Source organism: Agrobacterium tumefaciens str. B6, from assembly GCF_001541315.1.
Taxonomy (GTDB): Bacteria; Pseudomonadota; Alphaproteobacteria; order Rhizobiales; family Rhizobiaceae; genus Agrobacterium; species Agrobacterium radiobacter.
This window is the reverse complement of sequence record NZ_LMVK01000027.1, coordinates 1-14,478: the sequence shown is the minus strand read 5'-3', so window position 1 is coordinate 14,478 and position 14,478 is coordinate 1. Positions and strand designations below refer to the sequence as shown.

Sequence of the window (14,478 nt, the reverse complement as noted above, 5' to 3'; positions counted from 1 at the left end):
CTGACCAGATGTTCGCGTGCAAGGTCAAGCATCGGCGCTGAAGGATCGACGGCGACAAAAGACCATTGCGGTTCCAGCCGAGCGGCGGCGATGATTTCGCCCGCCGTGCCGCCAGCCCCGACAACCAGAACCCGTGCCGCCTTTCCTTCACCCAAAACCGCCGACAGCATGCAGGCCGAGAGCTCGTGGCAGGCGTCATATCCGGCCAGCGCGATCCGGCTCTGGCGTGCGTATTCCCCGGCGCGGGAGGCGTCGAATTTGGCTGCGGAATTCTGTGTCATGCTGTCTCTTGCCCGTTTTCGGCGCCTAGCGTGCTTCGTTCAGCAAGGATACAAGATTTACGATCAGAAGAGGGAGGAAATACATGACTGAAAGTTCAAATGCCGACCAAAAACATGATCGGCTGACGGCTTTCCTGAAGGCCTTTCATCTGGGCGCGTCACGTTGCGATTCTGCTGAAGCAGCTAACCTCCTCATCATCGATGCCCATGGCGCAGGCGAACCGACCCATCTCCTTTATCGCGCCAGATCCATGGCGTCGCTGCCGGATGGCGCAGCTATATGCGCTGGCGCCGCAGTGGATTTTGGCGGTAGTGCCAATCCGTTGATCGGTGCGCTGCCTGACGAATTGTGCTTTTCACTGGCCAACGAACCGAAATTGCGCGGCTTGTGCGAATTGATGGTGGCCGAAGTCGAGGTTGCCCGCTGTGGTGGCTCCACCGTCGAGGCGCGGCTATGCGAGATCATTGTCGTGCTTGCGATCCGCAAGGCGATAGCGATCGGATCGGTCGATGCGGGATTACTGGCAGGTCTAGCGCATCCCCGACTGCATCCCAGCCTCGTCGCCATACATGACAATCCCGCGCGAAATTGGCAGATTGCGGACCTTGCCACTATAGCGAACATGTCGCGCGGACAATTTATTTCCACCTTCACGCAAACCGTTGACCAGTCGCCGATCGCCTACCTCAATGGCTGGCGCCTTGCGCTCGGACGAGCCAAACTGCGAGCCGGACGGAGTGTCAAATCGGTCGCCGCCGGGGTCGGCTTCGGCAGCGCCGCCGCATTTTCCCGTGCTTATTCCCGCAAGTTCGGTTCCCCCCCGTCCAGAGCAAATCCAAGCCGGGGGTTCGCGAACATGGAAACTGGAAAGCTTGATTAGACTTTCCAGGCGAGCGGATACAATTGTGCGTGTTCATCGAGCCTTCCATGTTCAGGGTTGGTCGGTGCAGAAGATCGTCCGAGAGCTGCATGTCTCCCGCAATACCATCCGCAAGATTTTACGCTACGATGAGCCGGACTTTTCCTCTTATCTGAGCGGTAACCTCTTCGCGGTCGCAGACGCTTATTCTCGGGTCCCCGGCTGGATGAAGGGATTTGGCGTCGACCTTGGCCGCTGGCCGAAAGTCGCAGCCTACATGCGGCGTATCGAGGTTCGCCCTTCGGAAGCCGCAGTCGCTTTTGTAGCGTAAGTAACCGCCTTTCAGAATAGTGAGGAATCGGGACGTGTGCCGGGCCGCCGTTTGCGGGACGGGGGCTTGGACGCCGAGGCTTCAACAACCGCTTTCGCTTCGATGCCTTCCCAAAACCTCGGACAAGCGCGAGGTGATTGTTTTCATTACGTCGGGCGCGGTTCTATCGACGCCATAGACGAAGCCAGGAAAATCGAGTGTCTTCTGAATTTCCCAGATCGCTTCGTGCTGATCCGGCGACAGGATTTGCGCGGGATCACCGACAGCCACCCATCCGATCGGTATGGTCGAGCCCGGTTCCAACCGTGTTCGCAGGTGTACGGTTCCGTTGATGCGGACTTCCGACCCATGTCCGATTTGCGCCCCGTGAAACACGGCGGCTCCAGTGGCGACAAAAACTTCGGCATCGATTCGGCCACCGACCACGTGGCTGTTCGGACCAACGATGCAGTGGTCCCCAACCGAGCAGTCATGTCGACTGGTGGCGCGGATGACCCCATTCTCGAAGACGATGCAGTTGCGTCCGATGCGGATGGAGCCGCCAGCTTCAGCCACCAGGCGAGCGCCATGCATGATCCTGCTGCCTGCACCGATTGTAACATCGCCACAGACCGTCGCGTCCTCAGCAACCCAGGCAGTAGGATCGATAGATGGCGACCGCTCTTCGTACGACAAAATCATGGTTCTTGTTCTCCTGCTTCGGCCATTACGACAATGCCCGTACACTTTCGAGATGCCAGACCTTGGCGACAATCCGCCAGCCGTCAACGCCTTTCACGAAGCAAAGATGATCGACAAAGACATTCGCGTGGATCCGCAGCCTCACCTTTACAGTCGCCGCAGCCGGCGAAAGCCAGTCGATCAGGATGATCTCGTCTTCGCGTCCCTGTGAGCGGCTCGCGGGAGATTCACGCTTTGCAATCACCTGGCGATAGTCGGCAATCGGGTCGACCGCAATGGCGCCTTCGTCCGCGTCGAACAGGCTGCAGGCGGGATGAAAGACCTTGTCGAAAAGCATGAGATCGCAGGCGTAGAGGGCGTCGAAATATGTTTGTATTGCGTCCAGCAGCTCGGTATTGCGGTTCATTGCGTTTGCTCCGTGGTTTGTAGGCGAGTGACCGTGTCGCACGCCGACAACGCTAGTTGCCAGTGGCAGGATTGCCAGATAAGACGGCATTCATGCCAAAAAATGAGAGCCCATCCTTTCCTGCAAACAGACGTGTTGTCAGCCTCGTCTATGACGGCCTCTGCACGTTCGAGTTCGGGATCACGGCCGAAGTCTTTGGCCTGGACCGTCCTGAAGCAGGACCAGACTGGTATCAGTTCAAATCGGTCTCGCTGGAGGATCAGGTTCTTCATGCCTGCGGCGGCCTGACGGTCACAGCGACAGGCACTGAAGCCGATCTGCATCAGGCCGGAACGATAATCGTTCCCGGTTGGCGCGGACCCGATGCCCCTGTGCCCGACCAGATCTGCGGCGCCCTTGTTCGCGCTCATCGGAGTGGCGCCCGGATCATCTCCATCTGTGGTGGTGCTTACGTGCTCGCGGCCGCGGGTCTGCTCAATGGTCGCCGTGCCACGACGCACTGGCGTTTCGCCGAACACCTGTCACGCCGCTATCCTGCTGTCGAGATGGACGCGAGCTGTCTCTATGTCGATGAGGGGGACATTCTGACATCGGCGGGCAGCTCGGCAGGCATCGATCTGTGCCTGCATATCGTCCGGGCGGATTTCGGGGCGGAACTTGCCAATACGGTGGCGCGTCGTCTGGTGATGTACAGCCATCGCCAGGGTGGACAATCCCAGTTCATCGAGCGTCCCGTGCCATTAAGGCGAGAGGCTGATCGGCTGTCGTCGATCCTCGATCACATTCTGGCCAGCCTTCAAGATCCTCACACAATCAGTTCTCTTGCTCGCCACGCCCGTATGAGTGAGCGTACTTTTCAGCGTCGCTTTCAGTCCCTGACCGGTCTATCCCCGCTCAAGTGGATCATGAGGGAGCGGCTGGAGCAAGCCCGCATCCTGCTCGAAACCAGCACGGCCGCACCCGATGAGATTGCCAGAGTGACTGGACTTGGAAGCGCCGAAAACCTGAGGCTTCAGTTTGGGCGGCACTATGGGGTCAGCCCCGTGACTTACCGCAATCGTTTTGCCTAACGGCCAGCAGGTGACCAGACGCGCCTCAACGGCGCCAATCAAATTTCTCCAATTTGATTGAGGTGGATACGGTCTCCGCGACTGCGCGATTCATGCGACAAGACATGCGCCGCGAATATGTGATCCGCTCCCCAAACTCAATTTCCGGGAAAAGCTTGATCTGCGCCTCTGGCTGGAGGCCCTACACCCCGAGCATGAATGGATAGCGCGACTATAAGGGTACACTACAAAACGCAGGCTCCGTCCGCAGAGCGAAGCTTGACTGAATAGCCAGATCGATCCCAATCATCGTGTCGTATGTCATGCTGCCATCCTTCCACCCGCTGGATTTAACCCGACCATCCTCTGACAGAACGTGCCGGGTGCGAAGAGCGGCAACCACGCCATCTATTCAGTCGACCGTCCGGCGAACACGGCATTCCGAAAGCCCACGCAGGAAATTCGGATTGTGCGAAGGAGGTTAGGATGTCCAGATTTCCGGTACTGGCGCCACCAAGGCCTCTTACGACATGATCAGCCCCCCATCGACATTGATGGTCTGTCCGGTGATGTAAGCTGCATCGTCAGATGCCAGAAACGCCACCAATGCCGCCACTTCTGCGGGTGTGCCGGCACGGCGCATCGGAATGTTGCACACCCATTCGGCCATCAGTTCGCCGGGCTTGTAATCGCCGAGCATCTGGCCCCAGACGCGATCGTTATAGTCCCACATTTCGGTGTGGATGATGCCGGGGCAAATGGCGTTGACGGTTATGCCTTCCGGCGCCAGCTCCTTGGCAAGGCTTTGTGTCAATCCGACGACACCGAACTTCGAGGCCGCGTAATGCGGTGTATAGATGAAGCCCTGGCGTGCCTGACCGGAGGCGGTGTTGACGAGGCGACCCTTTGTGCCGCTGGCGCGGAAGCGGCGGATCGCCTCCTGGCAGCAGAGGAACGCGCCCTTGGTGTTGACATCAAGATTGAAATCCCACTGTTCTTGCGTCAACTCCTCGATCCTGGAAATGGTAATGACGCCGGCGTTCTGGACCGAGATGGACAGCGGACCGATTGCCTCTTCGGTTGCGCCATAAGCCTCGCGCACCGCCGCCGCATCCCGCACATCGAGGATCACGCCATGGGTGACTGAGCCGGTTTCGTCCGCCAGCTTTTTGGCGGCGTCATTGGTGTCCCTGTCGATAGAGGCGATGGCGACTTTCGCACCCTCCTCGGCAAAACGGCGGGCGATGCCGTAACCGATGCCCTTGTTGCCTCCGGTTACGAATACGGATTGACCTTCAAAGCGCCTCATGTCTCCTCCTTTAAGGGATAATGGCTATGTTTATGTGCCGACCAGTCGTTCGGCGGTGAATTTGTCGGTGACGAGAACATCGATCACGCCGGTTCTGAGCGCACCGGCGATCGCCTCGGTCTTCTTCGAGCCGCCGGCGAGTGCAATGACGCGGTCGACATTGGAGAGGTTTTCCAGAGGAAGGCCTATGACCCGATCATCGAGCGGTGTCTTGACGGGCTTACCGTCCTTGTCGAAGAACCTGAGCGAAATGTCGCCCACGGCGCCCGCCTGTGCGAGATCGGCAAGCTCCTTGGCGGAAAAGATATTGCCCGAGCGGGCAAGAAGCTCCGATGGCTCGACGGCGCCGACACCGACGATGGCGAGCGTGATCGAACCGAAAAGATCGATTGTTTCGCGCACGAAGGGATCGGCCAGCATCAAAAGCTTCGCCTCGCGAGAGGTGGCGACGCCGGGGACCGGGAGCAATTTCGGCTCGGCCTCCGTTAACCTCGCCAGCCGCGTGGTGATCTGGGTCGCGTGCGTCTGCACGGAAGGATCGCCCATACCGCCCAGCGTCTGGACGATATAACGCGCTTTGGCGCCCTTCAGCGGATGGATGTTTTCCACCATCTTGAAGATCGTCTGGCTCCAGCTGGAAACGCCGAGGATCTCGTTTTGCGACAGCGTCCCCTCGAGAAAATGCGCGGCCGCCTCGCCGATGCGAGCCATGATCGCGCCGTCGCGGTCTTCGCTGCAATCGACGACAATGGCTTCCGGCAGGTCGAAGCGTTCGCGAAGCTGTGCTTCAAGATCGCTATACGTGCCGGGCGGCGGAATGATGCTGGTGCGCACGATACCTTCCGTTTCGGCACGCTTCAGCATGCGCGAGACGGTGGCCTGCGAAAGATTGAGATGTTCGGCAATCTCCGCCTGCCGACGATGCTCGCTGAAATACATCTGCGCCACGCGGGATATCATCCGAAGTTCGTTGATCCTGCCCATAAGCCCTCCAGGGTGAATTTTTATTCACCCTTACCCGACGTCACAGGCAACGTCGAGCGCGCAATCGCGTCGCGCCAGACGGCAAGCCGTTGCCTGCCGTCACTGGGCGAAGGCGCGATGGCGTTGCCGGGACTGTTGAGCGCGGCGATGGCATCGAGATCGCTCCAGAGACCGAGGGCGAGGCCGGCAAGATAGGCCGCGCCCAGTGCGGAGGCTTCCGGCGCGTCACGCTGGATGACGGGGTGGTCCAGCATGTCGGCGACGCATTGCATGAGGAAACGGTTCTGGCTCGGTCCGCCATCCACGAACAGCTGTCCGAAACCGGAGGGCGACTGCGCGCGCATGGCCGAGAAGACGTCATAAACCTGAAAGGCGATGGAATCGGTAACGGCGCGGGCCATCTGCGCGCGGCTTGTGCTGAAATTGATCTGCGAAAATAGCGCGCGGCAATTGGAATCCCAATAGGGCGCGCCGAGGCCGACAAAGGCCGGGACGAAACCGGGGCCATCTGGCTCAGCGGTGGCGGCAAGCTCCACAAGAGAGGCGACATCGGGCAGGCCGAGAATGTCCGTCATCCATGGCAGGGAGGCGGCAGACACAAGAATATTGCCCTCGAACGCGAAAGTCGGCTTGCCGTGAAGCCTCCAGGCAACTGTGGTTGTGATGCCGCGCTCTGGTGCGATGAAATGCGGCAGGGTCGTCATCACCGATGAGCCGGTGCCGAACGTCACCTTGCCGTCACCGGGATTGAAGGCGCCATGGCCGAAGAGGGCGGCGTGGCTGTCGCCGACGGCTGCCAGAACAGGCGAGCCGTCCTTGACGCCGGGAACACCAGATGTCACGCCAAAGTCGCCGCTGCTGTCGCGCGGGTCAGGCAGTGCGTTGATGTCGATGCCAAAAAGGTCGCAGAGCTCTTCGCTCCAGACCTGCCGGTTGAGATCGAGCACCTGGCTTCGGGCCGCGTTGGAGGCGTCGCAGGCATGCACCTTGCCGCCGGTCAGGCAGTGGATCAGCCAGCTATCGATGGTGCCAAGGCGAAGGCTGCGGCCCTTCGGCGCGCGCTCCAACAGCCAGCGCATCTTGGCGCCGGGAAACATCGGGTCAATAGGCAGGCCGGTCAGCGCCATGACACGCTCGGAATATCCCTCGCCGATAAGATCGGCGCATTGCTGTGCCGTGCGGCGGCATTGCCAGCTCAAGACCGGGCCGAGCGGCTCGCCGGTTTCACCGTCCCAGATCGTCACAGATTCGCGCTGGTTGGAAATGGCAATGGCTTCAACGCTGACCGCAGAGGGTGCCGATGACAGGCAGGCGGAAATCGCTTCGCGCACCGAGGCCCAGATTCGGTTCGGATCCTGTTCCACCCAGCCAGGCTGCGGATAGGTGATGCCGACCGGCGATGAACCGCGCGCCAGCAATTCTCCTGTTTCAGAAACGAGAATGGCCTTGGAATTGGTGGTGCCCTGATCGATGGACAGAATGGCGCGCATCACTTGAGTTCTTTCGTCGGCAGTTTTTTCGTTTCAGCCTTGCGGTGACTAAACGACGATATTGCAAAAGGGTGTCGCCGCGCATCCGAAGACACGCGACGACCCCGGGAGGAGACTTTATTTTCTCTTGATCAGCGCTGCCGCAGCCTCCGCGATGGCCGCTGGTGCCATGCCGAACTCATCGAGTAGCCATTCTGCCGAGCCGGTATGGGCAAAGACGCCGGGAACGCCGAGGCGCTTCATCGGCACGGGGGCATGATCGACCACGACTTCGGCGATGGCAGAGCCAAGACCGCCGAAGATCGAATGTTCTTCGGCCGTCAGGATTGCGCCCGTTTCCTTGGCTGCGGCAATAATGGCCGCCTCGTCGACCGGACGCACGGTCGCCATGTTAAGCACACGCGCCTTGATGCCACGGCCGGCCAGAATATCGGCGGCCTTGACGATGCGGTGTGTCAGCGTGCCATTGGCGATCAGCGCTATGTCGGAACCTTCGCGAAGCAGGTTGGCGCGCCCAAGTTCGAAGACGTGGCCATCAGGCAGAAGGTCCGGCACGCCGACGCGCGACAGGCGCAGGAAGCAGGGACCGGCATAGTCCGCAGCCCATTTGACGGCGGCGGCCGTTTCGATGCGGTCGCAGGGGGCAATCACCGGCAGGTTCGGCAGAACGCGGGTCCAGGCGAAATCCTCGATCGAGTGATGCGTCGGACCCAGTTCGCCATAGGCCATGCCCGAGGAGATGCCGATGAGCTTCACATTGGCGTTGGAATAGGCGAGGTCTGCCTTGATCTGTTCCAGCGCGCGACCGGTCAGGAAACAGGATGCGCCGCAGACGAAGGGAAGCTGGCCGCCATTGGCAAGGCCGGCACCGACGCCCACCATGTTCTGTTCGGCAATGCCGACATTGACGAGGCGCTCGGGGAATTTCGACTTGAAGCCGCCGAGCTTCGAGGAGCCGACCGAATCGTTGCAGACGGCCACGACCCTGTCGTTTGCGGCGGCCAACGCTTCCAGCGTTTCGGCAAAGGCGTCGCGGCAATCATAGAGTTTGGCGGCGGTTACGGGCGCGTTCATTACAATGCCTCCGAAAGTTCTTTGACGGCAATTTCGTATTGTTCCTTGCTTGGAACCTTGTGGTGCCAGTCGACGCGGTCCTGCATGAACGAAATGCCGTGACCCTTGTTGGTGTGCGCGACGATGCAATGCGGGCGGTCGCCGCGATGTTCGAGCGCCGGGACGATCTCTTCCATCGCGTTGCCGTTTATTTCGCTCACCTCCCAGCCGAATGCTTCCAGCTTGGGGCGAAGCGGCGCGACGTCGTTGGTTTCCGAGATCGCAGCACCCTGCTGGAAACGGTTATGGTCGATGATCAGCGTCAGATTGTTGAGGTTGAACTGCGCGGCGGACATGATGGCTTCCCAGTTGGAGCCCTCCTGCATCTCGCCATCACCGGTCATGACATAGGTATGGTAATCCGCTCCCGAAAGCTTGGCCGCCTTGGCCATTCCGACGGCAACTGGAAGCCCGTGGCCAAGCGGGCCGGTATTGGTCTCGACCCCCGGTACCTTGTTACAGTTGGGGTGGCCATTGAGGCGGGAATTGGGTCGCAGGAAGGTCGAGATTTCCTCTTCCGGGATAAAGCCACGCTTGGCGAGCGTCACATAAAGCGCGCAGGCGGTGTGGCCTTTCGACAGCACGAAACGGTCGCGGGCAGGGTTCTTCGGTTCTTCCGGCCAGATGCGCAATACGCGGAAATAAAGGGCGGTCATGATGTCGATCGCCGACATTTCGCCGCCGACATGGCCGGCACCCGCCTCGAAAACAGCCTGGACGTCGCGAAGGCGAATCTGGCGCGCAATGCGCTCTAGCTCTGTGGGCTGCATGGGATCCTCTTCAAAACATGCGTGTGAATATTTATACAGCTATTTATATAATTGCAGAAGTGGCGTTTCTGTCAAGCCGGAATTGTGAATTGTGCTGTTTCAATCCGTGCCGATTATTTCTGTCGCTCCATTTGCACTGATGATGAAGCGGACCTCCCCGCCTCATTCCTGGGCTCGCAACAGGAATCTGCTCAGCCCAAGTCCTTGGGCTGAAAGGGCTCTCCTTGCCACGCAGACGCGCTTGCGCTGGATTCCTGCGATGTGCACCGGAACGAGATGGGAGGCGCAGGTGTGCAGCCATCCCATCACCCGCAAGGCCCGTCCCGCCGTCCAAGCCTATTGACAAGTTTCTCTCAACTGGCTTATGCATGTTTCGCCGAGCATGAATAATTATTCTAATCGGTTTAAAAAATGCAAGATAGCCACTGGGAGGAGCCATGTCCGTGCTTGAACGCAATGAGGGGGTTACGCACACCAGAAGCCCGCTTGCCTGGCTAAGCGGTGCGACCGGACCTCTTTTGGGCCTGCTGCTGCTGTGTGTCTTTCTGACCTTCACCAGCGAAAATTTTCTGTCGCTTCGAAACGGCCTCAACATCCTCGACCAGATCACCGTGCTCGGCATCATGGCCGTTGGCATGACCTTCGTCATTCTGCTCGGCGGCATCGATCTGTCCGTCGGTTCGGTGCTGGCGCTGTCGATGATGATCATGGGCTGGACAGCCAATGTCGCGGGCATGCCCATGGGCATGGCCATCATGCTGGCGCTCATCGCATCCGCAGCCTGCGGCCTTGTCGTCGGCGTTCTCGTCACTGCCTTCCGGGTTCCGGCGTTCATCGCGACGCTTGCCATGATGTCGGTGGCGCGCGGCCTTGCCAATATGATCACGGACGGTCAGCAGATCGTCGGTTTCCCTGACTGGTTCATGATGCTGGCCATCGACCGCCATTTCGGCGTGCTGACGGCGACCGTGCTGCTGATGCTGGTCGTTGTTCTGGTGTCGTTTCTTTTCCTGCGCTTCCGCTCCGAAGGCCGCACCGTCTATGCGGTTGGCGGCAACCCGGAAGTGGCGCGACTTGCCGGCATCAACGTCGCCCTGGTGACGATCTGCGTCTATGTCGCCTGTGCGGTTCTTGCCGGTCTGGCGGGTATCGTTCTTGCAGCCCGTCTCGACTCGGTGCAGCCTTCCAGCGGTTTTGGCTACGAGCTGGATACGATTGCGGCTGTCGTCATCGGCGGGGCCCCCCCTTCGGGGGGGGCCGGCGGCATTGGCGGAACGCTGATCGGCGTGCTCATCATCGGTGTGCTGCGCAACGGCCTCAACCTGCTCAATGTTTCTCCCTTTCTGCAACAGGTCATCATCGGTGTGGTTATCGTGCTGGCCGTGGGTGCTGAAACATTGCGCCGGCGCAGAAGCTGAATTTGCCTGCGGAGGGCGATGAGCCGTCCGCACAATAGACGACCCTCCCGGTATGGGAGGCGTGAAAAGCGACCGAAGGGGAGGAGGTTTGATCTGCCCGAAGGTCAAAATCAACAAATGGAGGAATAATCATGAAATTTTCACGCATTCTGCTGACATCCGCCGCCCTTCTCGCCCTGTCACTCGGTTCGGCCAACGCCGCCGAAGTCAAGAAGATCGGCCTTGCCGTTGCCAATCTTCAGGCGAACTTCTTCAACCAGATCAAGCAGGCCGTCGAAGCCGAAGCCAAGACGCGCGGCATCACCGTCGTCACCGTCGATGCCAAGGGCGATGGCCCGACGCAGGTCAACCAGATCCAGGATCTCCTGACGCAGAACATCGACGCGCTGATCTATATTCCGGCTGGTGCCGCTGCGGCGACCGTTCCGGTCAAGCTTGCCAAGGCGGCAGGTGTGCCCGTCATCAACATCGACCGCAATGCCGACGGCGCGCCGGGCGATACCTTCCTCGCTACCGATTCCGTCGCTTCCGCCAAGTCGGTCTGCGATTACATCATCAAGCAGGCAGGCGGCTCGGGCAAAATGGTCATCATTCATGGCCAGAAGGGCACGACACCGGAAGTCGACCGCACCAAGGGCTGCATGGAATCGGTCAAGGCCAATTCCGGCGTGAAGATCGTTGCCGAACAGTGGTCCAACATGTGGAGCCAGGATGAAGGCTTCCAGATCATGCAGAACCTGCTTCAGGCCAATCCGGACGTTTCCATCGTCTTTGCCCAGGCAGACGGTCTGGCGCTCGGCGCGGCACAGGCGATCAAGGTCGCCAACCCCTCGCAGAAGATCGTCGTTGGCGGCTTCGATGGCGACACGGCAGCGCTTGAGGCGCTGAAGAACGGCGTCTTTGACGTGACAGCGACGCAGCAGACCCAGAAGATGGGCCGCACGGCTGTGGAGATGGCCGTCAAGATCGTCGGCGGCGGGAAGGTTCCGGCCGTGCAGCTCTCCGAGGCGACGCTGACGACGAAGGAAAACGTCGACGGCTTCATTGCCAACCACCCCTGATGCATCCGCCCCCGCGCACTCCAGCCGGAAGCGCGGGGGCGTCATCTGTTCGTTTTCAGGCAATTCGGACGCAAAGCCGTGGCGCATCACTGCCACGCGTATTTCCCAGGAGGTCCCGTCATGCGCGAGCCGGTTCTTTCGCTCCGTGGCATCAGCAAACGTTACGGCCCGCTCGAGGTTCTGAAAAGCGTCGATCTCGACGTCTATCCGGGTGAAGTCGTGGCGTTGCTGGGTGAAAACGGGGCGGGCAAGTCCACCCTCTCAGGCATCATCGCCGGTTCCCGCGAGCCGTCCGAAGGAAAGATGACCTGGCTTGGCCAGCCCTACACGCCCGCTTCGCCGCGTGAGGCGATAGACAAGGGCATTGTACTCATCCATCAGGAGCTGAAGCTTCTGCCGGAGCTTTCCATCGCCGAAAACGTCTTTATCGGCCGCTGGCCGATGAAGAACGGCATCGTCGACCGCGCCGAAATGGTCCGGAGGGCGCAGCAGCAGCTGGCGCGGCTCAATCTGCATATTCCCGCAACCCGAAAGGTTGCGGGCCTTTCGACCGCAAACCAGCAGCTGATCGAAATCGCCAAGGCGCTGGCGCTCGATGCCAAGCTCCTGATCCTCGACGAGCCGACGGCGGCCCTTGGCGGTGCGGAAACCCAGGCCCTGTTCGAGCAGGTTCGCAAGCTGCGCGCCGAGGGCGTGGGCATCATCTATATTTCCCACCGCATGGAAGAGATCAAGCAGATCACCGACCGCATCGTCGTGCTGCGCGACGGTGAGCGGGTGCATGAATTTGAAGACAGCGCGACACCGGTGCGCACCATCGTCGAAAGCATGGTCGGCCGGTCGCTGGAACGCCTGTTCCCGGCGCTGCCCGAACCGCAGGAAAAAACGGTGCTGGAGGTCAAGGGGCTGACTGGCACGGACAATTCTTTCCGCGACATCAGTTTCGGCGTCCGTGCCGGCGAAATTCTTGGAATTGCCGGGCTGATCGGCGCGGGGCGTACCGAACTGGTGCGTGCCATTTCCGGTGCCGATCCGACCAGTGCGGGCGAGGTTTTGCTCGATGGACAGGTACTGACGCTGAAAAGCCCGGCGGATGCGATTGCGAAGGGCATCGTCATGGTGCCGGAAGACCGCAAGCTTCAGGGGCTGGTTGTCGAGCATGAGATCGGTGAAAACCTGATCTACGCCAATCTCGACCGTGTCGGCACCGGCTGGATAACGCCTAGCATCAAGCGTGCTTTTACGAAGGAGGCGATTGCCAAATTCGGGGTGAAGGGCCGCAGCGAACAGCCTGCCTCGGATCTCTCCGGCGGCAACCAGCAGAAGGTCGTCATTGCCAAATGGCTTGCCCGCAACCCGCGTGTGGTTGTGCTGGACGAGCCGACGCGCGGCATCGATGTCGGCGCGCGGGCTGGCATTTACGATATTATCGTCGGTCTGGCCAAAAGCGGCGTTGCCGTCATCGTCGTCAGTTCCGATCTCGAAGAGGTGCTGGGCGTTTCAAACCGCATCCTCGTTCTTGCGCAGGGAAAACAGGCCGGAATCCTCAACCGCGACGAGGCCAACGACGTCTCGGTCATGGAACTGGCAACCATTTGAAGAAGGAAATAGAGATGTCCACAATCACGCTCAACGCGCCGAAACTCTTCGATCTTTCCGGCCAGGTGGCGTTCGTCACTGGTGCGGGTTCCGGCATCGGCCAGCGGATCGCCATGGGGCTTGCCCAGTCCGGTGCCGATGTCGCGCTGCTTGACCGCCGCACCGATGACGGCCTGGCGCAGACGGCTGATTTCATTGCCAGAGCTGGCCGCAAGTCGATCCAGATCGCCGCCGATGTCACCAGCAAGCAGGCGCTGAGCGACGCGGTAGCACGCACGCAGACCGAACTCGGTGCGCTTTCGCTTGCCGTCAATGCCGCCGGCATCGCCAACGCCAATCCGGCTGAGGAAATGGAAGAAAGCCAGTTCCAGACGATGATGGACATCAACCTGAAGGGTGTGTTCCTCTCCTGCCAGGCGCAAGCCAATGCCATGCTGAAGAACGGTCGCGGCGCAATCGTCAACATTGCTTCCATGTCCGGCGTCATCGTCAATCGCGGCCTGATGCAGTGCCACTACAATGCATCGAAGGCGGGCGTCATCCACATGTCCAAATCCATGGCGATGGAATGGGTGGGGCGCGGCATCCGCGTCAACACCATCTCGCCTGGTTACACCGCGACGCCGATGAACACGCGGCCGGAAATGGTGCACCAGACGAAACTGTTCGAAGAGCAGACCCCGATGCAGCGCATGGCGGGCGTCGATGAAATGGTCGGCCCGGCGATCTTCCTGCTGTCAGATGCGGCGAGCTTCGTGACGGGCGTGGACCTTTTGGTAGATGGCGGGTTCTGCTGTTGGTAGGGTTTTCGCGGCAGCGCCGCTCGAATTGATGACCACGTGCAAGATGCAAGGTGGTCTGCCTTTTGATTTTACGCCCGGCTTGCGCCGGGCGTTTTCGTATTCACAACAAGGAAGCGCAGATCAGGCGACCTGCTTCTGCACCACGTCCTCGACAACCTCGCCCTTGAGGTAAGAAACGAGATCCTTGATCGTCACGACGAGCAGGCCGTGGCGTTCGGCAAAGACTTCGAGCTGGGGCAGGCGGGCCATGGTGCCGTCGTCATTGGCGACTTCGCAGATGGTGCCGCAGGGGAATTTCCCGGCTAGACGGCAAAGATCGACGG

Annotated in this window: 15 protein-coding genes and 1 pseudogene; 7 read left to right on the top strand and 9 right to left on the bottom strand. The window is 60.2% G+C overall.

Going from position 1 to position 14,478, the window contains the following annotated elements; translation table 11 throughout:
- Nucleotides 1-281: pseudogene (locus ASB65_RS18975) on the bottom strand (class I SAM-dependent methyltransferase); the annotation flags it as partial.
- A gap of 83 nt (nt 282-364) precedes the next feature.
- On the opposite strand from ASB65_RS18975, the gene ASB65_RS18970 reads away from it, so the two are divergent.
- A complete protein-coding gene (locus ASB65_RS18970; RefSeq protein WP_060725054.1) occupies nt 365-1,162 on the top strand; it encodes a helix-turn-helix domain-containing protein in 798 nt (265 codons plus the stop codon).
- Between the two features lie 25 nt (nt 1,163-1,187).
- Nucleotides 1,188-1,472: a helix-turn-helix domain-containing protein gene (locus ASB65_RS28760; RefSeq protein ID WP_060725053.1), complete on the top strand. Its 285-nt coding sequence runs from the start codon at nt 1,188-1,190 to the stop codon at nt 1,470-1,472.
- Nucleotides 1,473-1,553: 81 nt separating this feature from the next.
- On the opposite strand, the gene ASB65_RS18960 is transcribed toward ASB65_RS28760, so the two are convergent.
- Entirely contained in the window at nt 1,554-2,153 is a 600-nt protein-coding gene (locus ASB65_RS18960) for a gamma carbonic anhydrase family protein (protein WP_060725052.1), read from the bottom strand.
- Nucleotides 2,154-2,178: 25 nt separating this feature from the next.
- The gene (locus tag ASB65_RS18955; RefSeq protein WP_060725051.1) at nt 2,179-2,559 is read right to left on the bottom strand and encodes a nuclear transport factor 2 family protein; all 381 of its coding nucleotides are present in this window, start codon (nt 2,557-2,559) and stop codon (nt 2,179-2,181) included.
- A 71-nt stretch (nt 2,560-2,630) separates the two neighbouring features.
- Here ASB65_RS18955 and ftrA point away from each other — a divergent pair, with 71 nt between their 5' ends.
- A complete protein-coding gene (ftrA, locus tag ASB65_RS18950; RefSeq protein ID WP_415799983.1) occupies nt 2,631-3,629 on the top strand; it encodes a transcriptional regulator FtrA in 999 nt (332 codons plus the stop codon).
- A gap of 502 nt (nt 3,630-4,131) precedes the next feature.
- Here the strand turns inward: ftrA and ASB65_RS18945 are convergent.
- The 5 genes from ASB65_RS18945 to ASB65_RS18925 form a co-directional block, all read right to left on the bottom strand.
- Nucleotides 4,132-4,917 carry an SDR family oxidoreductase gene (locus tag ASB65_RS18945; RefSeq protein WP_060725049.1) on the bottom strand — a complete coding sequence of 262 codons (786 nt, stop codon included), beginning with the start codon at nt 4,915-4,917 and terminating at the stop codon, nt 4,132-4,134.
- 30 nt (nt 4,918-4,947) lie between these two features.
- On the bottom strand, nt 4,948-5,901 hold the full coding sequence (locus ASB65_RS18940) for a sugar-binding transcriptional regulator (RefSeq protein ID WP_060725048.1): 954 nt from the start codon (nt 5,899-5,901) through the stop codon (nt 4,948-4,950).
- Between the two features lie 20 nt (nt 5,902-5,921).
- Nucleotides 5,922-7,391, bottom strand: coding sequence for an FGGY family carbohydrate kinase (locus ASB65_RS18935; protein WP_060725047.1), 1,470 nt, complete (start codon nt 7,389-7,391; stop codon nt 5,922-5,924).
- 117 nt (nt 7,392-7,508) lie between these two features.
- Nucleotides 7,509-8,465 (bottom strand): transketolase family protein, encoded by a 957-nt coding sequence (locus tag ASB65_RS18930; RefSeq protein WP_060725046.1) that lies wholly within the window; start codon nt 8,463-8,465, stop codon nt 7,509-7,511.
- The gene (locus ASB65_RS18925) at nt 8,465-9,274 is read right to left on the bottom strand and encodes a transketolase (protein WP_060725045.1); all 810 of its coding nucleotides are present in this window, start codon (nt 9,272-9,274) and stop codon (nt 8,465-8,467) included. Before ASB65_RS18925 ends, ASB65_RS18930 begins: the two co-directional genes overlap by 1 nt.
- A gap of 437 nt (nt 9,275-9,711) precedes the next feature.
- Here ASB65_RS18925 and ASB65_RS18920 point away from each other — a divergent pair, with 437 nt between their 5' ends.
- The 4 genes from ASB65_RS18920 to ASB65_RS18905 all read left to right on the top strand — a co-directional run bounded on the left by ASB65_RS18920 (nt 9,712) and on the right by ASB65_RS18905 (nt 14,155).
- Nucleotides 9,712-10,692: an ABC transporter permease gene (locus ASB65_RS18920; protein ID WP_060725044.1), complete on the top strand. Its 981-nt coding sequence runs from the start codon at nt 9,712-9,714 to the stop codon at nt 10,690-10,692.
- A 131-nt stretch (nt 10,693-10,823) separates the two neighbouring features.
- Complete coding sequence (locus ASB65_RS18915; RefSeq protein WP_060725043.1) at nt 10,824-11,753, top strand: sugar ABC transporter substrate-binding protein; 930 nt, start codon at nt 10,824-10,826, stop codon at nt 11,751-11,753.
- Between the two features lie 120 nt (nt 11,754-11,873).
- Nucleotides 11,874-13,352, top strand: a complete 1,479-nt coding sequence (locus ASB65_RS18910; RefSeq protein ID WP_060725042.1) for a sugar ABC transporter ATP-binding protein — start codon at nt 11,874-11,876, stop codon at nt 13,350-13,352.
- Nucleotides 13,353-13,366: 14 nt separating this feature from the next.
- Nucleotides 13,367-14,155, top strand: a complete 789-nt coding sequence (locus ASB65_RS18905; RefSeq protein WP_060725041.1) for an SDR family oxidoreductase — start codon at nt 13,367-13,369, stop codon at nt 14,153-14,155.
- Nucleotides 14,156-14,275: 120 nt separating this feature from the next.
- Here ASB65_RS18905 and ASB65_RS18900 read toward each other — a convergent pair.
- Nucleotides 14,276-14,478: 3,4-dihydroxy-2-butanone-4-phosphate synthase (locus ASB65_RS18900; protein WP_162266788.1), on the bottom strand; the 203-nt coding region annotated here is incomplete at its 5' end.